The sequence below is a fragment of the Vibrio sp. FF145 genome (assembly GCF_041439075.1).
Classification (GTDB): Bacteria; Pseudomonadota; Gammaproteobacteria; order Enterobacterales; family Vibrionaceae; genus Vibrio; species Vibrio tasmaniensis_A.
Genome location: NZ_JBGONH010000004.1, coordinates 1 through 21,594, shown reverse-complemented (window position 1 = coordinate 21,594; position 21,594 = coordinate 1). Strand labels below are relative to the sequence as shown.

Here is a 21,594-nt window from a genome sequence, read left to right as displayed (position 1 = left end):
AGTCATCATAGGGAGTTAGCCTATGATCCGCGATGTGGCGGTGAATACTCAACATGAGTGTACGTGAGTAGAGCGATAAGGAACTCAGTTGACCGTGTCTTACGCCGATTGCAGCACTGTCTAATCTGAGTCATCTACTCATTTACTTGCTTATGAATGGTTAGCTGTTTAAATATTAGTCAATCCATTGATAGCAGCTGTGAACTATAGCAGTGGTCGGTAAACACAGCAATCTGCTTTGTCGTAATGCGGTAAAAAAAACAGTTTTTGTTTGGGTTTTGATAGCTCTAACTCACTGTCTATAAATAATTTATCAATTGATATTTTAATTTGCAGGAAGCTTGGTGCTTTTTTGTTCGAAGAATCAAAGAAATATAGAACTTCAATGACCTTTTAGGGATAGAGTCGCCGGGATTTTAGATAAATAAGTTCAGAATAGGGTTAAGAAAATCTCAATTATCAAAAGTGACAGTGATACAATAACCCAATGAGCGAAATTAGAACCCAAGTCCAATTTGTCGACATTGACGAAGATATGGCTGGTCAGCGTATTGATAACTTCTTACGCAACCAATTAAAAAACATCCCGAAAAGCATGATTTACCGAATCGTGCGTAAAGGCGAAGTCCGCGTTAACAAGAAACGTATCAAGGCTGAGTACAAACTAAAAGCTGGCGACTTAGTACGTATCCCTCCCGTTACTATTGAAGAGAAAACGGAAGAGAACGTACCGAGTACGAAACTCAATAAGGTTTCGGAATTGGAACAGTGCATCATCTATGAAGATGATCACATGCTGATTCTCAATAAACCATCAGGTACTGCGGTTCATGGTGGCAGCGGCTTGAAGTTTGGCGCGATTGAAGCATTACGTGCTCTTCGCCCTGATGCTCGTTTTCTTGAGTTAGTGCACCGTATTGATAGAGATACGTCTGGCATTTTGCTTGTTGCTAAGAAGCGCTCGGCGCTAAGACACCTTCAAGCACAGTTCCGTGAAAAAACGGTTCAAAAATACTATTTCGCTTTAGTGATGGGCGAATGGAAAAACAGCTGTAAAGTCGTCAACGCACCTTTGTTAAAAAATGAAGTGAATAGCATTGTTCGAGTGAACCCGAATGGTAAAGCTTCTGAAACCCGCTTTAAGGTTTTAGAGAAATTCCAAGAGGCGACGTTGATTCAAGCTAGCCCAATTACAGGCCGTACACACCAAATCCGTGTGCACGCTCAGTATACTGGTCATCCAATAGCTTGGGATGATCGTTACGGTGATCGTCGTTTCGATGCTTATACGGGCAAAGTAGGACTGAATCGTCTGTTCTTACATGCAGCCAACATCAAGTTTACCCACCCGGGTAGCGAAGAGAAGATGGATATCTCGGCGCCAATGGAAAGAAGGCTAGAGAAAGCCTTAACTGGTTTACGTAAGCTTTAAGAAGATACGAGATTTTTCGTGAATTGAGTATAATATGCATCAAATGGAAAGGGTTGACGAATATCGTCAACCTTTTTTATTTTCATATGTTGCAGAAGCTCCCCAACTCGCTCGTTCCTCGCTCTTGAGGATGACGACTTTTTAAGGTCACGTTCTATATCATTAGCGGATTAGATAAAATTCGCGTTCCGTCATTCCCTGGACTGACGAAGGAAGGAGTAGGGAATCTCCAACAGAGTGGTAAGTATCGCTTACAACACGTTCATTCCTTGTGCCTCAAGCATATCGACTAAATCGATCAGAGGTAAGCCGATCAGCGTGTTTGGGTCTTTACCTTCCATCTGTTTAAACAATGCAATACCTAACCCTTCGCACATAAAACTGCCCGCGCAGTAATAAGGCTGCTCTTTCTCAACATAAGAAATGATCTGTTGCTCAGTTAAATCGCGGAAATGCACAACAAAGGTGTCGAGACGCGTGTCAGCTTTACTGGTCTCGCTGTTCCATACCGTTATCCCAGTATAGAAAGTGATGCTCTTACCACTTTGACGAGACAACTGCTCAATCGCTTTCTCACGAGTATGAGGTTTGCCAATAATTTCTTCGTCAATCACACATACTTGATCGGAACCAATCACTAGGCTTGGTTGTTCGACAGCACAAGACTTGGCTTTGGTTTCAGCAAGACGCATTACCAATTGTTGAGGAGTCTCTTCTGGAAGTGGCGTTTCATCGCAGTCAGGCTTCGCTGTGACAAAGTCTAACTGTAGTTTTTTGAGGATCTCTTGCCTAAATGGAGATGTAGAAGCTAAAACTAGTTGGTAATTTCTCATTTTAATTTACAATTCGTGTAAGCATTTAGTTCAGGATAACGTAACTTAGCCTGCTATTCATAATGCTCTGAACAGGAAAGGTAGGAAAGTACATTTTTTTTGCCATTTCCTTTGACTAAACACGATTTGGAAGATAAGATTCGCGCCCTATGCAAAAGGAAAAAATACCGCGTACAGTTGATCCGGCAAGAACGGCTCAAAAACGACTCGATATGGATGGTATCATTCAAGTCAGTCTTTTAAAGCGTTTAACCGAAACAACTGAAGGCGTAAAACGTGACGCGCAAGTCTCAATGTCATTTGGGCTTGATGAACAACGATTAGTCGTTATCTCTGGTAAAGCTAACGTCGAAGTCGATTTAGAGTGTCAACGTTGTAATGAGGTTTTCGCACATGAGTGCGATGTCCAATTTACTTATACTCCTGTTTACAGCGAGAAAAGTGAAGAGGAAGCACCGGAAGAGTACGATTTGGTAGATCTGAACGAGTACGGTGAGTTAGACCTGATTCAATTAGTTGAAGACGAGTTCATCCTTGGATTGCCACAAATAGCAATGCACGACGATGCGAAATGTAGCGTTAACTCAAATAACTTGGTGTTTGGTGAACTTCCTGAAGAAATTGAGGAAGATAAAAAGCCGAATCCATTTGATGTTTTAAAAAACTTAAAGAAGTAACTTATTAGTAAGTATCTTTAAGAATTTACATAGGAGTAGGGTCAATGGCCGTACAAAAGAGCAAGAAATCACGTTCAATGCGTGGCATGCGTCGTTCACACGATGCGCTAACTACAGCTGCACTTTCTGTAGACGCAACTTCAGGTGAAACTCACCTACGTCACAACGTGACTGCCGAAGGTTTCTACCGCGGCAAAAAGGTTATCAACAAGTAAGGTTGACCTTTGCAAAATCTAACCGTTGCGCTTGATGCAATGGGCGGGGACTTCGGTCCTCGTGTTACAGTGCCTGCCGCCGTGCAGGCACTGTCGTATTTCCCAGAGCTAAAAGTCATTCTAATAGGTGATCGAAACGCGATCACATCTCAATTATCTTCATTAGGTCGAATGCCTGATTCTCGTTTGAGTATCCAGCATTGTGATCGAGTCATTTCCAATTCTGAAAAACCTTCACTGGCCCTACGCAACAGTCAGGGTAGCTCTATGCGTGCTGCTATCGATCTGGTTGCCGAGTCACAAGCTGATGCTTGTGTGAGTGGTGGCAACACCGGCGCACTGATGGCGTTATCTCGTTTCCGACTCAAACTCCTTCCTGGTATTGATAGGCCTGCATTGGTTTCAGCTTTGCCTACCGCTTCTGGCAACCGTACATGGATGCTTGATTTAGGAGCGAACGTTTCTAGTGACGCGGATTCACTGTTTCAGTTTGCCGTAATGGGCAGTGCATTAGCAGAACAACATTTAGGTCGCGTGCCTCGTGTCGCTATCTTGAATATCGGCGCTGAAGAAATCAAAGGCAATGACCTTGTAAAACGATGCGCTGAAATGTTGTCGAATACTCAGTCTGTGAACTTCATAGGCTATATTGAAGGTAATCAATTACTTCAAGATGCTGCTGATGTCGTCGTATGTGATGGTTTTGTGGGCAATGTCTGCTTAAAAACGTGTGAAGGTACGGCTCAGCTCTTTATTGATAAGCTAAAAACGCGCATGATGGCTTCAACAATAAAGGGTTGGATCGCCAGAATGTTGTTTTCTGAGCTATTTACTGAATTAAAAACCTTGAACCCCGACCAGTATAACGGCGCAAGTTTGTTAGGATTGCGCGGCATTGTCATTAAAAGCCATGGAAGTGCTGATGTGTCTGCAGTCGTCAACGCGATTGGTGAGGCAGTACACGAGGTCAAACGACAAGTCCCCAGTCGCATTAGCGATCGTTTGGAAGCGGTTTTACTCGAGAGGCATTATTAGTCTTCATGTATAGCAAAATTTTAGGTACTGGCAGCTACTTGCCATCTCAGGTGCGTACTAACGCAGACTTAGAGAAAATGGTAGAGACTAGCGATGAGTGGATCGTTGCTAGAACAGGTATTAAAGAGCGTCGTATTTCAGCGGAAAACGAAACTGTTGCGGATATGGCGTTTTACGCTGCTGAGAATGCCATTGAAATGGCAGGTATCGACAAAGAAGATATTGATTTAATCATCGTTGCGACAACCAGCAGTAGCCACACATTTCCGTCTTCGGCATGTCAGGTACAAGGCAAGCTTGGTATCAAAGGCTGCCCTGCGTTTGATTTGGCTGCGGCGTGTTCTGGTTTTGTCTACGCACTGTCTGTTGCTGATCAACACATCAAGACTGGCATGTGTAAGAACGTTTTGGTAATCGGTGCGGATGCACTGTCAAAAACCTGTGATCCGACTGACCGCTCTACTATCATCTTATTTGGTGATGCTGCAGGTGCGGTGGTTGTTGGCGCAAGCGAAGAGCCAGGTATTTTGTCTACTCACATTTACTCTGATGGTAAATATGGTGAGCTTCTAAGCCTAGAAGTTCCAGAGCGTGGCGGTGATGCGGACAAATGGTTGCACATGGCGGGCAACGAAGTATTTAAAGTGGCGGTAACTCAGCTTTCTAAGCTAGTGAAAGACACATTAGCGGCGAACAATATGGATAAGTCAGAGCTTGATTGGTTAGTTCCACATCAAGCGAACTACCGTATTATCTCGGCAACCGCTAAAAAGCTGACGATGTCGCTTGATCAAGTTGTGATTACTCTTGATAAGCACGGCAATACGTCGGCAGCTACCGTACCAACGGCCCTTGATGAGGCTGTTCGCGACGGGCGAATTAAACGTGGTCAAACGCTTCTACTTGAAGCGTTTGGTGGCGGCTTCACTTGGGGTTCTGCGTTAGTTAAATTCTAACCCCAAGCGATAATCAACAAACAAGGCACATAACTTATGTGCCTTATTCAATTTTTTGCTTTGCTTAAAGGAAAATTACTATGAGCAAATTTGCTATCGTATTCCCAGGCCAAGGCTCTCAAGCTATCGGTATGCTTGCTGACCTAGGCGAACAGTATGATGTTGTTAAAAAGACATTTGCTGAAGCTTCAGAAGCACTTGGTTACGATCTATGGGCATTGGTTCAAGATGGTCCAGTAGAAAATCTAAATGAAACTTTCCGTACTCAACCGGCTCTACTAACAGCGTCTGTTGCAATCTGGCGTGTATGGCAAGAGCTTGGTCTAGAGCAACCTGCAAACCTAGCCGGCCACAGCCTAGGCGAATACTCTGCACTAGTGTGTGCGGGTGTTATCGACTTTAAAGAAGCGATCAAGCTGGTTGAGCTACGTGGTCAACTGATGCAAGAAGCGGTTCCTGCGGGCGTTGGTGCAATGTACGCAATCATCGGTCTAGATGATGAAGCGATTGCTAAAGCGTGTGAAGAAGCGGCACAAGACGAAGTTGTGTCTCCAGTTAACTTCAATTCACCTGGCCAAGTTGTTATCGCGGGTAACAAAGCAGCAGTAGAGCGCGCTGGTGCACTATGTAAAGAAGCAGGCGCTAAACGTGCACTTCCTTTACCAGTATCTGTGCCGTCTCACTGTGCCCTTATGAAGCCTGCAGCAGACAAGCTAGCAGTTGCTCTAGAAGCTCTAGAGTTCAACACGCCGGCACTGCCTGTTATCAATAACGTTGATGTTATTGCTGAAACAGACCCGGCAAAAATCAAAAGCGCACTTGTTCGCCAGCTGTACAGCCCAGTTCGTTGGACTGAAGGTGTACAAGCTATGAATGAGCAAGGCGTAGAGAAGCTACTAGAATTAGGCCCAGGTAAAGTTCTTACCGGTCTAACAAAACGAATCGTAAAAACTATGACAGCTGCTGCAGTTAATGACACTGCATCACTAGAAGCTGCTAAGTAAATAAACACTTAATAGAGAAGTTATGATGAATTTAGAAGGCAAAGTTGCACTAGTTACAGGCGCAAGCCGTGGTATCGGTCGTGCAATCGCTGAACTTTTAGTTGAGCGTGGTGCTAAAGTTATCGGTACTGCTACGTCTGAAGGCGGCGCTGCTGCAATCAGTGAGTACCTAGGTGAGAACGGTAAAGGTCTTGCTCTTAATGTAACGGATGTTGACTCAATTGCAGCTACACTGAAAACCATCAACGATGAATTCGGTGCGATTGACATTCTGGTTAACAACGCAGGTATCACTCGTGATAACCTACTTATGCGTATGAAAGACGATGAATGGAATGACATCATCGATACTAACCTAACGCCTATCTTCCGCATGTCTAAAGCTGTATTGCGTGGCATGATGAAGAAGCGTCAAGGACGTATCGTAAACGTTGGTTCTGTAGTCGGTACTATGGGTAACGCTGGTCAAGCTAACTACGCAGCTGCAAAAGCAGGCGTAATTGGTTTTACTAAATCAATGGCTCGTGAAGTTGCGTCTCGTGGTATTACAGTGAACACTGTAGCACCTGGTTTCATCGAAACTGACATGACTAAAGCGCTAAATGATGACCAACGTGCAGTAACTTTGGCGAATGTACCAGCAGGTCGACTAGGTGACCCTCGCGAAATCGCTGAAGCTGTGGTATTTTTGGCGTCACCTGCGGCAGCTTATATCACAGGTGAAACACTTCACGTCAATGGCGGTATGTACATGGTGTAAATTATGTGCAACATTTGTGCATGATTTAAGTCAAGATCATACGTAATTTCGGTTAAAATCGTGAAAATTGTGGTTTGACCAGAAAAGTTGACCTTGCAACTTTCAATAGATTGAATAAACTACGGAAAACATCGCATAAAGCGAACTCTGTAAAGGAAAAGAAAAAATGAGCAACCTCGAAGAACGCGTAAAGAAAATCATTGTTGAACAGCTAGGTGTAGACGAAGCTGAAGTTAAAAACGAAGCTTCTTTCGTTGATGACCTAGGTGCAGATTCTCTAGACACAGTTGAGCTAGTAATGGCTCTAGAAGAAGAATTCGACACTGAGATTCCAGATGACGAAGCTGAGAAAATTACTACTGTTCAAGCTGCTATCGATTACGTAACTAGCGCTCAGTAATAATCTCTCCCAGGCGGTCACCTCGACCGCCTGTGTTTTATCTAACTCATCTATCCTCATCTTAAATCACCTCAATCCCCGGAGTGTAATATCGTGTCCAAGCGTCGTGTAGTTGTCACTGGCATGGGTATGTTGTCGCCGGTAGGCAACACTGTAGAATCTTCTTGGAAAGCCCTGCTAGCTGGTCAAAGTGGTATCGTTAATATCGATCATTTTGACGCAACCAATTTCTCAACTCGTTTTGCAGGTCTAGTTAAAGACTTTAACTGCGAAGAGTATATGACTAAAAAAGATGCTCGTAAGATGGACTTGTTCATCCAGTACGGCGTCGCAGCAGGTATTCAAGCTTTAGATGATTCAGCCCTAGCTATTACTGAAGAAAACGCTCCTCGTGTAGGCGTTGCTATCGGTTCTGGTATTGGTGGTCTTGGTTTGATCGAAGCCGGTCACAAGGCTCTAACTGAAAAAGGCCCTCGTAAAATCAGCCCGTTCTTCGTACCGTCGACGATCGTGAATATGATTGCGGGTCACATGTCTATTATGCGTGGCCTACGCGGTCCAAACATCGCGATCTCTACAGCATGTACGACTGGCCTACATAACATTGGCCACGCGGCTCGTATGATTGCATACGGCGATGCTGACGCAATGCTAGCGGGTGGTGCTGAAAAAGCATCGACACCACTAGGTATGGGCGGTTTTGGTGCGGCTAAAGCACTGTCTACTCGTAACGATGAGCCTCAAAAAGCTTCTCGTCCATGGGACAAAGGCCGTGACGGCTTCGTTCTTGGTGACGGTGCAGGCATGATGGTTCTTGAAGAGTATGAACATGCTAAAGCTCGTGGCGCTAAGATTTACTGTGAGCTAGTTGGCTTCGGTATGTCGGGTGACGCTTACCACATGACATCTCCAAGTGAAGATGGTTCTGGTGGCGCACTAGCAATGGAAGCGGCTATGCGTGATGCTGGCATTACTGGTGAACAAATCGGTTATGTTAACGCACACGGTACTTCGACTCCTGCAGGTGACGTAGCGGAAGTGAAGGGCATCAAGCGTGCTCTTGGCGAAGCAGGCAGCAAGCAAGTCTTGGTTTCTTCTACGAAATCAATGACTGGCCACCTTCTAGGTGCTGCGGGTTCTGCTGAAGCGATCATCACTGCGATGTCTCTAATTGATCAAATTGTTCCACCAACAATCAATTTAGATGATCCTGAAGAAGGCTTAGATATTGACTTAGTACCTCACACTGCGCGTAAAGTTAGCGGTATGGAATATGCTGCATGTAACTCATTCGGTTTCGGTGGTACTAACGGCTGTTTGATCTTCAAAAAGATTTAATCATCTTATATAAGAGTCAAACATCGTAGATAGTCATAATTAGAACTGTTTTTAAACGGCTCGATGCTTTAGCATTGAGCCGTTTCTTTTTATGGGGAAAAACATGTTTTGGGTTGATGGAGAAAGTCAGCAAACTGTCGATATCTTAGATCGCTCGTTTCAGTATGGAGACGGCTGTTTTACTACCATGCTTGTTCAAGATGGCCAGATTCAATATTTTCACGACCATCAGCGTCGTGTTGATGATTGCCTTAAAGCGTTACGCATTTCCGAACTTGATTGGAATACGGTTAACCTTTGGCTCGATAATGCACTTGAACATATCCAACACAATGCGCTTCCTGGTACAAAGAGCCTTGATGGTTCAACGAATCTTCAAGACAAAAACAAGCCTCATAATCAAAAAGCTGGGATAAAGCTCCACGTTAGCCGTGGGGCTGGCGGTCGTGGCTACAGTACCAAGAATATCGCCAAGCCAACGATAACCATCAGTACATTTGATTTCCCTAGTCATTATTCAGCGTGGCAAGATTCTGGTGTAGAACTCGGTATCTGCCAACAAGCACTGGGTTTGAGCCCATTATTGGCCAGTCATAAGCACAATAATCGCCTTGAGCAAATCTTGATGAAAGATGAAATGGATCAGGCCGGTGAAGTGGATGGCGTGGTTCTGGATATATCAGGTAACGTGATTGAAACCACCATGGCTAATCTGTTTTGGCGAAAAGGGCAGACGATTCACACTCCTCAACTGACGCAAAGTGGCGTTGCTGGGGTTATGCGTAAGCAAGTGTTAACCGCGCTGAATCAAGCTGAACTTTCCGTTACTATTAGTGACTACTGCTTATCTCAACTCATGCAAGCTGATGAGGTTTTCATGACCAACTCCATTTTAGGGGTTGCCCCAGTTACCCGTATTAGTGATACCCAATTCAACATTGGAACCGTTACTCGTAGCCTTCAAGGACAACTAAACTCGTGATCAAAAAGTTATTTATTTTTATTATATTGTGCTTAATCGCAGCCAGTGCTGCTGGTTTTTATGTTTACAACCAAGCGCAAGATAACCTGAAACAAGTTATTCAATTAGAAAAACCACAAGTCGTGACTGTTGCTTCAGGTAGCAGCTTTAACCGCGTTCTAGCCCAGTTGATTAACGAGGGGCTTTTCGAGGCTTCTCCTTATGAGAAATTAATCCGTAAGTTACATCCTGAGCTTGTAGACGTAAAAGCGGGTACATTCCTGCTTGAACCGGGTTTAACCTTAGAGCAGGCGCTACAAGTGCTTGTAGAAGGGAAGGAGCACCAATTTACCATTACCTTTGTAGAAGGCAGTCGTTTTGACGAGTGGCTTGTTCAGCTAAAAGACAACGAATTCATTCAGCAGACGTTGAATGATGTCTCTGAAAAAGAGATCGCACAAAAGCTTGGTATTGAAAATGAAAAGCTAGAAGGCCTTTTCTTAGCGGAAACATACCACTACACCTATGGCACAACGGATTTAGATTTGTTGAAACGTGCCCACCGAGATCTAATGAACGTGGTCAATGATGAGTGGGAAAATAGAGCCGATAAACTGCCTCTTAAATCGCCTTATGAAGCTTTAATTCTTGCGTCTATCATCGAGAAAGAGACTGCTGTCGCTTCTGAGCGTGAGCGTGTGTCTTCTGTATTCGTTAACCGCTTGAACAAGCGTATGCGTTTGCAAACTGACCCAACGGTTATCTACGGCATGGGCGATAGCTACAAAGGCAATATTCGTAAGAAAGATCTACGCACACCAACGCCGTACAACACCTATACAATGAGCGGTTTACCGCCAACACCGATCGCGATGGCGGGTAAAGCGTCTATCAACGCGGCTCTGAATCCAGAGAAGAGCAACTACCTTTATTTTGTTGCGAGTGGAACCGGCGGTCACGTATTTTCAAAGAGTTTGACTGAGCATAACCGTGCAGTACGAGCTTACTTAAAGCAATTAAGAAAAAACAAATAAAGAAAGAATTATGAATCAGTCGAAATTTATCGTGGTTGAAGGCCTTGAAGGTGCTGGCAAAAGTACAGCAATCAATGCCATCGTTGAGACATTGAAAACAGCTGGTGTCGCTGACATCGTTAATACTCGTGAACCCGGTGGTACCGTGCTTGCCGAGAAGATGCGCTCGTTGGTCAAAGAAGAACACGAGGGCGAGAAGCTTCAAGACATGACTGAGTTGCTGCTGATGTACGCAGCGCGTGTTCAATTAGTAGAAAACGTCATCAAGCCTGCACTAGACAGTGGTAAATGGGTGTTGGGTGATCGCCATGATATGTCATCTCAAGCTTATCAAGGTGGTGGTCGTCAGATCGCACGCACTACGATGGAATCACTGAAAGAAACCACGCTAGGCGGTTTTAAGCCAGATTTAACACTATATTTGGACCTAGACCCTAGAGTAGGACTAGAGCGTGCCAGAGGCCGTGGTGAGCTTGATAGAATTGAAAAGATGGACATCTCATTTTTCGATCGCACGCGTGAGCGTTACTTAGAAATTGCAGGGCAAGACGATTCTGTACTCGTGATTAATGCGCAGCAAGAAATTGAGCAAGTAGCCGCTGATATTAAAGTCGCGCTCAGTGCTTGGCTCAATAAACAGTAGGTAGTCATGGCTGAAGTTTATTCTTGGCTCACACCTGTATGGAGTGAGTGGAAAAAAAGTCTCGATGCAGAACGTTTTCCTAACTCTGTGATCGTTAATGCGCCTGACGGGCTTGGTGTGGAAGCGCTGGTTAGCCAACTTACCGATGCATTGATGTGTGTTAATTACGAAAGTGAAGCGTGCGGATTTTGCCACAGTTGTGAACTGATGAAGTCGGGGAGTCACCCGGATTTCCATGTGATCGAACCTGAGAAAGAAGGTAAATCGATTACCGTTGACCAAGTGCGTGCGAGTAACCGCTGGGCTCAACAATCGTCACAGTTGGGTGGCTTGCGTGTCATTTTGCTGAGTCCGGCTGAAGCGATGAATGAATCGGCGTCTAATGCGCTGTTGAAAACACTGGAAGAACCTGCGAGTAATTGTATTTTCATCCTTTCAACGCGCAACAGTAATCGCTTAATGCCAACTATTCTTAGCCGTTGCCAGCAATTTAATGTGGTGTGTCCACAATTGGATGCAGGATCGGCATGGTTAAATGGAGAAGTTGGTAAAACGGTTCCTCAGTACATACTGACATTGAACGACAACGCCCCCCTGAAAGCGAAAGCAATGTTTGATCAAGGTGGTGTCGAAGCTTCAACAAAAGCGCTCGATGGCTTTGTGAATGTGATAAAAGGCACTCAACCCGACATGCTGAAGTTCTCTACAGAGCTTAGCAAAGACCCTTTGATTCAACTTAGCTGGCTTTGGCATTTATTGTCAGATGTACAAAAGCTGCATTTTGGTTTAGCTAATCAGGCTATTATTCCGAGTGCGAAAGCACTGTATGAGGTGATGTCTTATCAAAGTGCTTATGCAGCGTCGAATAAACTGCTGATATTGATTGAGCAGTTAAAGCAACACCCTGGGCTCAATACGGAGCTACTCATAATGAATTGGCTGATAGCCACTTGCGAGGAAACATGTTCGTAGATTCCCATTGTCATTTAGACAAACTGGATTACCAAGATTTACACACCAGCATAGAAGACGTGGTTAATAAGGCGAAAGCAGCAAACGTTGACCAACTGCTTTCTGTCGGTGTGACGCTGGATTCGTTTGAAAATATGCTTGAGATGATCTCGCCGTTTGATAACGTTAAGGCTTCGTGTGGCGTTCACCCTCTCGACGTAGAGAGCGACTTCTGTTTAGAAAGAATGCGTGAGTACGCGAGCAACCCTAAAGTGGTGGCGATTGGTGAAACTGGCCTAGATTATCATTACCAACCAGAGACTGCAGAGCTACAGCAGCTCAGGTTCAAGCAGCACGTTGAGTTGGCTGTTGAGCTTAATAAACCTTTGATCATCCACACGCGTAACGCGCGTGAAGATACGTTAGCTATTTTACGCGATGGCGGAGCAGAGAAGTGTGGTGGTGTGATTCACTGCTTTACTGAAGATCAAGCGTTCGCTGAAGCGGCAATGGAATTAGGTTTCTATATCTCGATCTCAGGTATTGTGACCTTTAAACAAGCCACAGAACTTAAAGACGTTGTGAAAAAACTACCTCTAGATAGGTTGCTGATCGAAACGGATTCGCCATATTTGGCGCCAATTCCATATCGTGGTAAAGAGAATCAGCCTGCATATGTAGTCGAAGTTGCGGCTTATATCGCCCAGTTAAAAGGGGTATCAATGAAAGAGGTTGCTGAACAAACGACCAAAAATTACCAAAAACTTTTTTTGCGATAGAAATCTAACTAAACAAACAAAAGGGAGCGAAAGCTCCCTTTTTGTGTTTTTGATCACCTAAAATGCGTTTTTTTTTAATGTTTACGGAATATGTTGAACTTGAGAGCGTGAATTACAACATTTGTAATTTTGTTACTAAAAATAACATTACCCTCTATTTTATTTACTCAGTAAAATAATAGGGATGGATTATAATTTATTTATTTTTCAGCTAGTTAGTGGCTTGTAAAGCATTGCATTTCTATATTTGACATGTGATCCAAGACGTGTTTTGAAACTAAATTTCGTAAGTGACTAGAAAGTTAGTTCCCCATCAATATATATTTAGCGGCAGAAAATATAATGCAATACATGGTTACATTTTCACTGGGTGCTAACATATAGGCTACGGGGGTGTGCCGTTAGGACCCATATAATTATTTTATCTTTATCAGGAGCATAAACATGTTTAAGAACCTTTTTGCTAGCCTGCAGAAAGTTGGTAAGTCTCTGATGCTACCAGTATCAGTTTTACCAGTTGCGGGTATTTTGCTAGGTGTCGGTGCAGCAGACCTTCCTTTCATTCCAGAAATCGTTTCAAACTTAATGGAACAAGCGGGTGGTTCAGTATTCGGTCAAATGGCACTACTGTTCGCAGTAGGCGTAGCACTTGGCTTTACTAATAACGACGGTGTAGCTGGTCTAGCTGCTATCGTTGGTTACGGCATCATGACTGCTACACTAGGCGTAATGGCTGGTGTAATGGGCGTTGATAAAATCGACACTGGTGTACTAGGTGGTATCCTAGTCGGTGGTGTTGCTGCTTGGGCATTCAACCGTTTCTTCCGTATTCAACTACCAGAGTACCTTGGCTTCTTCGCTGGTAAGCGTGCTGTGCCAATCATCACAGGTTTCTCTGCGATTGGTCTAGCAATCCTACTATCTGTAGTATGGCCACCAGTTGGCGGCGCTATCTCTGCGTTCTCTGATTGGGCTGCTCACCAAAACCCACAAGTGGCGTTTGGTATCTACGGTATCGTTGAGCGTTCTCTGATTCCATTTGGTCTTCACCACGTTTGGAACGTACCTTTCTTCTTCGAAGCTGGTACTTGTGTAAACGCTGCTGGCGAAACTCAAAACGGTGTTCTTACTTGTTACCTAGTTGCTGATGACGCATCTCGTGCAGCGGGCAATGGCTTCGGTCAGCTAGCTGGTGGTTACATGTTCAAGATGTTCGGTCTACCTGCTGCTGCAATCGCGATTGCACATTCAGCTAAACCTGAAAACCGCGCTAAAGTAATGGGCATCATGGCTTCTGCTGCGTTGACTTCATTCCTAACGGGTATCACTGAACCAATCGAATTCTCATTCCTATTCGTTGCTCCTGTACTGTACGCAATCCACGCTCTATTAGCTGGTTCAGCATACGTTCTTGCGAACACTCTAGGTTTTGTACACGGTACATCTTTCTCACACGGTCTAATCGACTTCCTAGTTCTATCTGGCAATGCGTCTAAGATGGGTCTAATGGTTGTATGTGGTGTTGCTTACGCTGCAATTTACTACATCGTATTCCGCACTGTGATTAAAGCACTTGACCTTAAAACTCCGGGCCGTGAAGACGAATCTGAAGAAGAAGTAGTTGCTACAGGTTCTGAACTTGCTGGTGAGCTAGTTGCTGCATTCGGTGGTAAAGCGAACATCACTGGTCTTGACGCTTGTATTACTCGTCTACGTGTTGCAGTAGCTGATACCGCTCTTGTTGACCAAGACAAACTGAAGAAACTAGGCGCTGCAGGTGTTGTTGTAGTTGCTGGTGGCGTACAAGCTATCTTCGGTACTAAGTCTGACAACCTTAAGACAGACATGGATGAGTGGATCCGTAACAACGGTTAATTCGCTGATTCAATAAATTGAAAGGAGGCCTTACGGCCTCCTTTTTTGTTTTCTGCAATATGCAAAATATCCTCACGTTTAATACCAATCGTAGTAAATAACTGGTCATCCTAGCTTGTTAAAAACCTCGATAACTTCGTTAGAATTTTTGATTGTAGAACAACTACTTATCAAAAAATTATGCCTTGTTCTCAAGGTTTTTTCCTGCGCTATTCCTGAACACTTACTTACTGTGATTGGTATAAGCTCTTCTTACTCAACTAGTTCTACTCAACTCTATGTGTTGAAGGCCAATACCGAACCTTGAGCGCCAGTTCGCTTTTACCTAGCGATGACACCTCTCTTTGTGAACCCAGTACACTGCCATTTTTAAAAACAGTCTGAGAATATTATGAAACATCGTTATTTGATCGGCCTTATGTGCTGCAGCGGAGCCGCGTTTGTGCATGCTTCTGAAGCACCAGATTTGGAAGTTGGATTAGCCATTGACCAAGACCTGAGTGTCGTTGTCGAATTTGATCAGAAATACCGTGCCACGATTGGCAACGACGGTGCTGCATTTGACTACATTTTGAAGCGTGGTCAGTTTGAGACTGAAGCTCCGTTGAGTTGGTATGTCGGTGCAGGTGCTTGGGCTGAGTGGAATGATGATTTTGGCTTACGTTTGCCTTTAGGTGTTAAAGTGAATTTCTACGAAGGTTGGAATGCGTACGCGCAAGTTCACCCTGAGCTCGACATGTATAAAGGTGTTGAATTACAAGTGGGTGGTGCACTGGGTATCACCTACAAGTTCTAGGTGATGAGACAAAAAAATGCCAGCTTAGTAGCTGGCATTTTTGAATGGTTTAAATAAGGCTATTCCTGTTTGTCCATTGCACGCTTTATGCAAATTGCAGCACCACCCCAAGTGATACCAAGACCAAGAACCATCATAATAATCGCACTCGTTGTCATGATTATGCTTCCTTTTTACTTGTCATATTTATGATAATGCCAATCGCTAGTAATCCTGCGATCATTGCCCAGCCAAGAGTCAGGTCATAGCCACCGTAACCGTCTGTAAACAATGCGCTTAGTTTCGTTGCAAGAATGATTGCAAGCATAACTGGAGTGACGAAGCGTAAACATACGTTAAACCATACGCCAATAGAGAAATCTGAAATCTCATTGACGTACGCACGTACATCGCTAACTTTGTTTAGTAGCCATGCCATTAGAAGGATTTCAATGAATCCGCCTACCATGATGCCGACGTTGTTAGCGAAGTGATCGACTAGGTCTAGTAGAAGTAGGCCGCCGTTAGTTGCAAATGCCATAGACACCACAACACCAACGCCAATAACAATACTTGCTGCTTTTTTACGGCTCCAGTTCAGCTTGTCCATAATTGCAGATGTTACTGCTTCCATAATTGAGATATGAGAGCTTAAACCAGCCACAACAAGTGCAAAGAAGAATAGTGGACCCAGAATATACGGTGCTGGAAGTAAATTAATCGCAGCAGGTAGCGTAACAAACGCAAGGCCAACGCCTGCTGATACTACTTCAGTTAATGGTTTACCTTGTTCTTGAGCCATGTAGCCAAGAACAGAGAAAATCATAATACCCGCAAGAATTGAGAAACCACAGTTGATAAGAACCGTCATGAACGCGTTGTTCGTGATATCTGATTTTTCTGGCAAATAGCTTGAGTAAGCCAACATGATCGCAAAACCGATACTTAACGTGAAGAAGATTTGTCCATAAGCAGCAGCCCATACTTTTACGTCCCAGATCTTGCTGAAATCAGGTTCGAACATGTAGTTCACACCATCTAGAGCTCCTGGAAGGAAAACCATGCGTCCGATAAGCAAAATCACCATTATGAACAACACTGGCATCATTACTTTAGAAGCACGTTCGATACCAGCTTTAACACCACCCACGATAGCTGCATAAGTGATTGCCCAAGCGAGTAACATTGCGCCAGCGATGCCCCATTGGATGCTACCTAGGTTCGTCGGTGAGTTATCACCTAGAGCTAGATATTCACTGAAGAAGAATGCGTTAGTGTCTGTTCCCCAGCTTTGATTGAATGACATACCGAAGTATGAAATTGCCCAACCGATAACGGCAACATAGTAGACCGCGATGACAGCCGCTACACCCACTTGGAACCAACCAAGCCACTCAAATTTTGAGTTGATGCGCGCTAAGGTTGCAGGTGCAGAGCCACGATATTTTTGACCCATACTGAACTCTAGGATCATAAATGGGATACCAGCCGTAAGCATGGCAAATAGATATGGAATGAAAAAAGCACCGCCGCCATTTTCATAAGCCATATATGGAAAACGCCAAATGTTTCCTAAACCAATAGCAGATCCTACTGCGGCAAGGATAAATCCTGCTCGGGATCCCCACTGTTCTCGCTTCATATTTAACTCCTTTACAACTTCCCTGAGGTATGAAGCTTCTCGTCACGCTGTGCTTGGTAAGGAGATGATAGTTAAAACAGGCAAACGGTTTGACTGTTTACTTTATCTTCCGTGATTAAGCAAAAGTTTAGATTATTATGTTGTTAGCGATTGGAGAACTCAGCGGATAATTCTTAATTGTTTGATGTGTGTTTGCATAACCTGAAATATTCAGCTGATGCGTGCTAATGAGCCTACCTAGTTAGAATGGTTAAAGCAATAGATTAGCTATGTTTAATAACTGTAGGGTTATGGTCTTTAAGATGTTAAATGGTGGTTATTTTAGAGGTATTAATTGGTTTGGGGTTTTCTGGTTGGTTTATGTGTCTGATTTTTTCGGCTTTATTAGGTTATGTGACTTTATTTAAAAGTAGAGCGTATGACTGAAATTCATACACTCTATAGTTGAACTGACCAACTATTCGGAGGTTCTATTGGTATGAGATGGTCATCGATACTTAGAAAGTAAAACTCAGTCCGACATTGGCTTGGAATTGGTTCATCCAGTCGGTATCAAAGTGGATGATGCACTCTTGCCCGTTACTTGGGATGTTACAAACACCGGAGGTGTCGTTATCGACAACGGTACCTAACCAACGTAGTTGTGTGTTTAACGCTAATCGGTCACTAAATTTGTACTCTAAACCACCAAAGATAGAGGTTGAGAACCCATACTTATCTTTTGCCCAGTCTACATCGACGTAAGAAGCACCAAGGCCTAATCCCAAATAACCAGACAACACAGAAGAAGCTGGGTAGTAAATGCTACTTTGAAAGTGCAGGTATTGGATGGAGGAGCTTAGGTTGAGTGTTTCTAATTCAGAGCTTTGATTAGAATAGAAAAAGCCGATGCGTCCTTTTTCAAATGGCGTTTCAATCGAAAAGGTGTAGTTTTCAGACCCTTTCATATCATAGGTTTTACCGTCCTGGTCTTCGACACTGCCACCGCCTGTATAGCCCACCATCGGAGTAATGATGATCTCCGGCGAGGCATATACGCTCGAAACGGAGAGAAGCGTAATCAGTGCCATTATATTTGCTTTGTTATTCATGAGTATATCCTTATCCATACACTTACTAATTGTGATGGTTACATCAATATTGTGCGACTAATTTCGACGATTCTTGAAGATACTTCACACACCTGATAGTACTTAAATAGAGACTCGACAAATTAATAATAAGACAGAGGTGTCTATGGACCATAATCTGAAAAATGCCCTACAAATAACGGTTGTCATCTACGCAATCATTCTCTCATTTGGCTTTATTGCAATTGGTAGTTAATACCATTTATTGCGAGGCTGGGTTTTTATACTCAGGGAATAATGAATAGTGGGATTATAACCAATATTGATACAGCAATAGACTTAGATTATTACGCTAAGTTTATTGCTGGAAAAACTGCACTGGTCGCCCAAGGTGGTGGACAGAGAAGTATTTTTACTTCTGGAGTGCTGGATGCCTTTCTTCTTTCAAATTTTGATCCCTTCGACGAGTTTTTTGGTACCTCTGCAGGTGCTCTTAATTTGTGTGCTTATCTGTGCCGCGATAAAGGCCTTGGCCGTTCTTTCCTTCTCGACCTCACAACGTCCCCTGAATTCTTCAATCTCTTTTCTTATATACGACACAGAAAGAACCTTGGATTAGAATGGGCCTTAGAACAAATCATGGCTTACCCATACAAGCTTGATTTGGATTTAGGACGACAAACGCTAGGCGAGCGCCATTTCTATGCAGCCGTCACGGATTCTAAAGACTTACGAGATCACTACTTCCCAGTATTGGGTGAAGATTGGTACAAAGTGATGATTGCAACCTGTGCGATCCCTCGCTTATACAATGATGAAATCTTTATTGGCGACAATGCTTATGTGGATGGTGGTGTATCAGCTTGCATCCCGGTTCAAGAAGCGTGGCGTAGACAAGCCCGTTCCATTGTTGTGATCCGAACTGAGCCAGCGTTAGAGGAAGAGGTTCAAGCTAACAGTACGCGATTAGAAACACCCAAACCGATATCAGCCGAAGAACTGGAATGGTTCCGCGAATCTTTTGACAGTGTTCAAGGTCATTGGCAACAAAAAGTGGAACAGTGGAAAACCGATTGGAGCTCGTTCTTTCAACAACAAATTCTCAGCTCAAAAGAACAGAAGCGCGACAGATCACATTTGGATTTACTGAATGGTGGTCGATGGTTATTCGGGGCGGATGACATCTATAGATTAAGTCATTTAATTGGTGATAAGTTTGATTCCGGCTTAGCAGATATGCTGATGGTGCATTACCAAACTTACTCATTGACTCAGGATTTTTTGAACTCCCCACCAGACGATGCTTTTGTCGTGCAAATTGCCCCGAGTAAGCCGCTGAAATCCAATTCATTAATGAGTAATAAAGAAGATTTACTGCACGATTATGAATTGGGTTTAGAAGCCGGTTACCGATTTGTTGAAACTTATACCTCTACGAAAAATGCCCGCAGTTCACACATGCCACAGTTGGCAACCATTGCTGCTGAGAAGTAATGCTTGAGGTTGATGAGTAATATTTGAAGTTGATGAGTTAGCATGCTGTGAGCTGATCGTGCTGTTTAAGCCGATCGTTAGTGAGTCGTGTTCTGAAATGAAAAAGGGTTATTGAACTTGGTTCGATAACCCTTTTTTGTCTTGAGATTAGGCAAATCGTTTCGCCTCACGGGAAAACATTAGGTGACAGGCAAGATTCTCATACAGTTGGTTGATCCCGCCACATCCATAATGTCGCCTTGAGTGACGATAACGAGATCGCCAAACTTAAGATGCTCTTGCTCTTTTAGGCAGATGAGCGTAGATAGGGCAATGTCAAAACTGTCTTTGGCTTCTGTCTCGAAGTAGATAGGTGTTACACCTCGGTACAAGGTGCAGCGATTAAGTGTTCCTTCGTTACGAGATAGTGCGTAGATAGGCATGTCAGCACTTAGGCGAGACATCATCAGTGCAGTTCGGCCTGATTCTGTGAGAGTGACTACGCCTTTAATGCCTTCCATATGGTTTGCCGAGTAGATAGTCGCCATCGAAACGGTTTCTTCGGCGGTCACAAAGGTGCGATCAATTCGGTAATTGGATTGGTTGTTAATCCCCGCCATTTTCTCAGCACCAATACACACTTCAGCCATCGATTTTACGGTTTCGACCGGGTAATCACCTGCAGCTGTTTCTCCTGAAAGCATGACCGCATCTGTTCCATCAAGTACCGCATTGGCAACGTCCATGACTTCGGCACGGGTTGGCATTGGCGCTGAAATCATCGATTCCATCATTTGGGTTGCGGTGATCACCGTTCGGTTGAGCGCTCTAGCACGGCGTATAAGCTGTTTTTGTACTCCGACCAATTCAGGGTCGCCAATTTCGACTCCAAGGTCACCACGAGCCACCATGACCACATCTGAGGCCATTATGATGTCATCCATGTTCTCAACAGTGGCTACCGTCTCTGCTCGCTCTACTTTTGCTACAAGGTGAGCTTCTAAACCTGCTTCTCGTGCGAGCTGACGAGCGTAGTGCATGTCTTCGCCGTTGCGTGGGAAAGACACCGCGAGGTAATCCACTTTGATTTGTGCGGCGGTGACGATGTCGCGTTTGTCTTTTTCTGTCAGCGCTTCTGCGGACAGGCCGCCGCCTTTTTTGTTTATGCCTTTATTATTCGAGAGAGGGCCGCCAATGATGACTTCGGTATGAACGCGACAACCTTCCACTTCGGTTACTTTTAGCTGCACACGACCATCGTCGAGCAACAGGATGTCGTTAGCTGAAACGTCGTTAGGTAATTCTTTATAATCAAGACCGACCGCTTGTTGGTTGCCTTCGCCTAAACCAAGGCTACTGTCGAGAGTAAATTGGTCACCAACGGCAAGTTGGATTTTGCCATCTTTGAATGTTGACACTCGAATCTTGGGACCTTGTAAGTCACCGAGAATAGCGATCTGAGTACCAAGTTTTTTGGCTATTGCTCGGACATTTTCTGCACGTTGTATATGGTCGTCGCTAGTGCCGTGAGAGAAGTTCATACGGACGACATTGGCACCGGCCTTGATGATCTCTTCAAGCACGTTACCTTTATCAGTAGAAGGGCCTAGCGTTGTGACGATTTTCGTTTTTCTTAATTCGGCTGTCATGAATACTCCTAGAGTGAGGCCAAGTAATCTTTTAAAAGACTAGGGCGTGTTGATCTTTCGAGCTGATTTTTGCAGCGAGTTGCTGGGTATTT

At 44.1% G+C, this 21,594-nt stretch carries 23 protein-coding genes; 18 read left to right on the top strand and 5 right to left on the bottom strand.

All coding sequences use genetic code 11. From position 1 onward, the window contains the following. Positions 1–487: 487 nt before the first annotated feature. Positions 488–1,432 carry a 23S rRNA pseudouridine(955/2504/2580) synthase RluC gene (gene rluC / locus ACED42_RS02630; RefSeq protein WP_017099038.1) on the top strand — a complete coding sequence of 315 codons (945 nt, stop codon included), beginning with the start codon at positions 488–490 and terminating at the stop codon, positions 1,430–1,432. Between the two features lie 251 nt (positions 1,433–1,683). Here the strand turns inward: rluC and ACED42_RS02625 are convergent, their stop codons facing one another. After that, a complete protein-coding gene (locus tag ACED42_RS02625) occupies positions 1,684–2,265 on the bottom strand; it encodes a nucleoside triphosphate pyrophosphatase (protein ID WP_009848611.1) in 582 nt (193 codons plus the stop codon). 149 nt (positions 2,266–2,414) lie between these two features. Here ACED42_RS02625 and yceD point away from each other — a divergent pair, with 149 nt between their 5' ends. The 15 genes from yceD to ACED42_RS02550 all read left to right on the top strand — a co-directional run bounded on the left by yceD (position 2,415) and on the right by ACED42_RS02550 (position 15,689). Beyond that, the gene (gene yceD, locus ACED42_RS02620) at positions 2,415–2,942 is read left to right on the top strand and encodes a 23S rRNA accumulation protein YceD (protein WP_004733994.1); all 528 of its coding nucleotides are present in this window, start codon (positions 2,415–2,417) and stop codon (positions 2,940–2,942) included. Between the two features lie 44 nt (positions 2,943–2,986). After that, on the top strand, positions 2,987–3,157 hold the full coding sequence (gene rpmF / locus ACED42_RS02615) for a 50S ribosomal protein L32 (RefSeq protein ID WP_004737376.1): 171 nt from the start codon (positions 2,987–2,989) through the stop codon (positions 3,155–3,157). Positions 3,158–3,166: 9 nt separating this feature from the next. Then, complete coding sequence (gene plsX, locus ACED42_RS02610; protein ID WP_012603565.1) at positions 3,167–4,192, top strand: phosphate acyltransferase PlsX; 1,026 nt, start codon at positions 3,167–3,169, stop codon at positions 4,190–4,192. Between the two features lie 5 nt (positions 4,193–4,197). Beyond that, positions 4,198–5,148 (top strand): beta-ketoacyl-ACP synthase III, encoded by a 951-nt coding sequence (locus ACED42_RS02605; protein WP_010437276.1) that lies wholly within the window; start codon positions 4,198–4,200, stop codon positions 5,146–5,148. Positions 5,149–5,228: 80 nt separating this feature from the next. Then, positions 5,229–6,152 (top strand): ACP S-malonyltransferase, encoded by a 924-nt coding sequence (fabD, locus tag ACED42_RS02600; RefSeq protein ID WP_012603567.1) that lies wholly within the window; start codon positions 5,229–5,231, stop codon positions 6,150–6,152. Between the two features lie 25 nt (positions 6,153–6,177). Beyond that, positions 6,178–6,912 (top strand): 3-oxoacyl-ACP reductase FabG, encoded by a 735-nt coding sequence (gene fabG / locus ACED42_RS02595; protein WP_029222897.1) that lies wholly within the window; start codon positions 6,178–6,180, stop codon positions 6,910–6,912. A gap of 166 nt (positions 6,913–7,078) precedes the next feature. Continuing rightward, positions 7,079–7,312, top strand: a complete 234-nt coding sequence (gene acpP, locus ACED42_RS02590) for an acyl carrier protein (RefSeq protein ID WP_012603569.1) — start codon at positions 7,079–7,081, stop codon at positions 7,310–7,312. Positions 7,313–7,405: 93 nt separating this feature from the next. Next, positions 7,406–8,650 carry a beta-ketoacyl-ACP synthase II gene (gene fabF / locus ACED42_RS02585; protein WP_371701308.1) on the top strand — a complete coding sequence of 415 codons (1,245 nt, stop codon included), beginning with the start codon at positions 7,406–7,408 and terminating at the stop codon, positions 8,648–8,650. A 103-nt stretch (positions 8,651–8,753) separates the two neighbouring features. Further along, positions 8,754–9,632, top strand: a complete 879-nt coding sequence (gene pabC, locus ACED42_RS02580) for an aminodeoxychorismate lyase (protein WP_371701306.1) — start codon at positions 8,754–8,756, stop codon at positions 9,630–9,632. Next, positions 9,629–10,645, top strand: coding sequence for an endolytic transglycosylase MltG (mltG, locus tag ACED42_RS02575; RefSeq protein WP_017088588.1), 1,017 nt, complete (start codon positions 9,629–9,631; stop codon positions 10,643–10,645). Before pabC ends, mltG begins: the two co-directional genes overlap by 4 nt. A gap of 10 nt (positions 10,646–10,655) precedes the next feature. Further along, positions 10,656–11,288, top strand: coding sequence for a dTMP kinase (tmk, locus tag ACED42_RS02570; RefSeq protein ID WP_371701304.1), 633 nt, complete (start codon positions 10,656–10,658; stop codon positions 11,286–11,288). A gap of 6 nt (positions 11,289–11,294) precedes the next feature. Then, on the top strand, positions 11,295–12,260 hold the full coding sequence (locus ACED42_RS02565; protein WP_371701303.1) for a DNA polymerase III subunit delta': 966 nt from the start codon (positions 11,295–11,297) through the stop codon (positions 12,258–12,260). Continuing rightward, on the top strand, positions 12,251–13,018 hold the full coding sequence (locus ACED42_RS02560) for a TatD family hydrolase (protein WP_371701302.1): 768 nt from the start codon (positions 12,251–12,253) through the stop codon (positions 13,016–13,018). Before ACED42_RS02565 ends, ACED42_RS02560 begins: the two co-directional genes overlap by 10 nt. Positions 13,019–13,462: 444 nt before the next feature. Next, on the top strand, positions 13,463–14,893 hold the full coding sequence (gene ptsG, locus ACED42_RS02555) for a PTS glucose transporter subunit IIBC (RefSeq protein ID WP_009848984.1): 1,431 nt from the start codon (positions 13,463–13,465) through the stop codon (positions 14,891–14,893). A gap of 391 nt (positions 14,894–15,284) precedes the next feature. Beyond that, positions 15,285–15,689 (top strand): hypothetical protein, encoded by a 405-nt coding sequence (locus ACED42_RS02550; protein ID WP_065677966.1) that lies wholly within the window; start codon positions 15,285–15,287, stop codon positions 15,687–15,689. Between the two features lie 59 nt (positions 15,690–15,748). Here ACED42_RS02550 and ACED42_RS02545 read toward each other — a convergent pair whose 3' ends face one another. The 3 genes from ACED42_RS02545 to ACED42_RS02535 all read right to left on the bottom strand — a co-directional run bounded on the left by ACED42_RS02545 (position 15,749) and on the right by ACED42_RS02535 (position 18,401). After that, complete coding sequence (locus ACED42_RS02545) at positions 15,749–15,847, bottom strand: methionine/alanine import family NSS transporter small subunit (protein ID WP_371701299.1); 99 nt, start codon at positions 15,845–15,847, stop codon at positions 15,749–15,751. Positions 15,848–15,849: 2 nt separating this feature from the next. Next, positions 15,850–17,310: a sodium-dependent transporter gene (locus ACED42_RS02540; protein ID WP_009848987.1), complete on the bottom strand. Its 1,461-nt coding sequence runs from the start codon at positions 17,308–17,310 to the stop codon at positions 15,850–15,852. Positions 17,311–17,807: 497 nt separating this feature from the next. After that, the gene (locus tag ACED42_RS02535; protein ID WP_371701297.1) at positions 17,808–18,401 is read right to left on the bottom strand and encodes a porin family protein; all 594 of its coding nucleotides are present in this window, start codon (positions 18,399–18,401) and stop codon (positions 17,808–17,810) included. A 145-nt stretch (positions 18,402–18,546) separates the two neighbouring features. Between ACED42_RS02535 and ACED42_RS02530 the strand changes: the two genes are divergently transcribed. Next, positions 18,547–18,636 carry a YnhF family membrane protein gene (locus ACED42_RS02530; RefSeq protein ID WP_102248935.1) on the top strand — a complete coding sequence of 30 codons (90 nt, stop codon included), beginning with the start codon at positions 18,547–18,549 and terminating at the stop codon, positions 18,634–18,636. Between the two features lie 41 nt (positions 18,637–18,677). Beyond that, positions 18,678–19,874 (top strand): patatin family protein, encoded by a 1,197-nt coding sequence (locus ACED42_RS02525; RefSeq protein WP_009848989.1) that lies wholly within the window; start codon positions 18,678–18,680, stop codon positions 19,872–19,874. A gap of 179 nt (positions 19,875–20,053) precedes the next feature. Here the strand turns inward: ACED42_RS02525 and pyk are convergent, their stop codons facing one another. Further along, positions 20,054–21,502 (bottom strand): pyruvate kinase, encoded by a 1,449-nt coding sequence (gene pyk, locus ACED42_RS02520; protein ID WP_371701295.1) that lies wholly within the window; start codon positions 21,500–21,502, stop codon positions 20,054–20,056. Positions 21,503–21,594 lie beyond the last annotated feature (92 nt).

What these genes read in the sequence shown, in the direction of transcription:
- rluC (WP_017099038.1), top strand. Translation starts at nt 488, where the DNA reads ATGAGCGAAATTAGAACCCAAGTCCAATTTGTCGACATTGACGAAGAT.
- ACED42_RS02625 (WP_009848611.1), bottom strand. Translation starts at nt 2,265, where the DNA reads ATGAGAAATTACCAACTAGTTTTAGCTTCTACATCTCCATTTAGGCAA.
- yceD (WP_004733994.1), top strand. Translation starts at nt 2,415, where the DNA reads ATGCAAAAGGAAAAAATACCGCGTACAGTTGATCCGGCAAGAACGGCT.
- rpmF (WP_004737376.1), top strand. Translation starts at nt 2,987, where the DNA reads ATGGCCGTACAAAAGAGCAAGAAATCACGTTCAATGCGTGGCATGCGT.
- ACED42_RS02605 (WP_010437276.1), top strand. Translation starts at nt 4,198, where the DNA reads ATGTATAGCAAAATTTTAGGTACTGGCAGCTACTTGCCATCTCAGGTG.
- fabD (WP_012603567.1), top strand. Translation starts at nt 5,229, where the DNA reads ATGAGCAAATTTGCTATCGTATTCCCAGGCCAAGGCTCTCAAGCTATC.
- fabG (WP_029222897.1), top strand. Translation starts at nt 6,178, where the DNA reads ATGAATTTAGAAGGCAAAGTTGCACTAGTTACAGGCGCAAGCCGTGGT.
- acpP (WP_012603569.1), top strand. Translation starts at nt 7,079, where the DNA reads ATGAGCAACCTCGAAGAACGCGTAAAGAAAATCATTGTTGAACAGCTA.
- pabC (WP_371701306.1), top strand. Translation starts at nt 8,754, where the DNA reads ATGTTTTGGGTTGATGGAGAAAGTCAGCAAACTGTCGATATCTTAGAT.
- tmk (WP_371701304.1), top strand. Translation starts at nt 10,656, where the DNA reads ATGAATCAGTCGAAATTTATCGTGGTTGAAGGCCTTGAAGGTGCTGGC.
- ACED42_RS02565 (WP_371701303.1), top strand. Translation starts at nt 11,295, where the DNA reads ATGGCTGAAGTTTATTCTTGGCTCACACCTGTATGGAGTGAGTGGAAA.
- ACED42_RS02560 (WP_371701302.1), top strand. Translation starts at nt 12,251, where the DNA reads ATGTTCGTAGATTCCCATTGTCATTTAGACAAACTGGATTACCAAGAT.
- ptsG (WP_009848984.1), top strand. Translation starts at nt 13,463, where the DNA reads ATGTTTAAGAACCTTTTTGCTAGCCTGCAGAAAGTTGGTAAGTCTCTG.
- ACED42_RS02550 (WP_065677966.1), top strand. Translation starts at nt 15,285, where the DNA reads ATGAAACATCGTTATTTGATCGGCCTTATGTGCTGCAGCGGAGCCGCG.
- ACED42_RS02545 (WP_371701299.1), bottom strand. Translation starts at nt 15,847, where the DNA reads ATGACAACGAGTGCGATTATTATGATGGTTCTTGGTCTTGGTATCACT.
- ACED42_RS02540 (WP_009848987.1), bottom strand. Translation starts at nt 17,310, where the DNA reads ATGAAGCGAGAACAGTGGGGATCCCGAGCAGGATTTATCCTTGCCGCA.
- ACED42_RS02535 (WP_371701297.1), bottom strand. Translation starts at nt 18,401, where the DNA reads ATGAATAACAAAGCAAATATAATGGCACTGATTACGCTTCTCTCCGTT.
- ACED42_RS02530 (WP_102248935.1), top strand. Translation starts at nt 18,547, where the DNA reads ATGGACCATAATCTGAAAAATGCCCTACAAATAACGGTTGTCATCTAC.
- ACED42_RS02525 (WP_009848989.1), top strand. Translation starts at nt 18,678, where the DNA reads ATGAATAGTGGGATTATAACCAATATTGATACAGCAATAGACTTAGAT.
- pyk (WP_371701295.1), bottom strand. Translation starts at nt 21,502, where the DNA reads ATGACAGCCGAATTAAGAAAAACGAAAATCGTCACAACGCTAGGCCCT.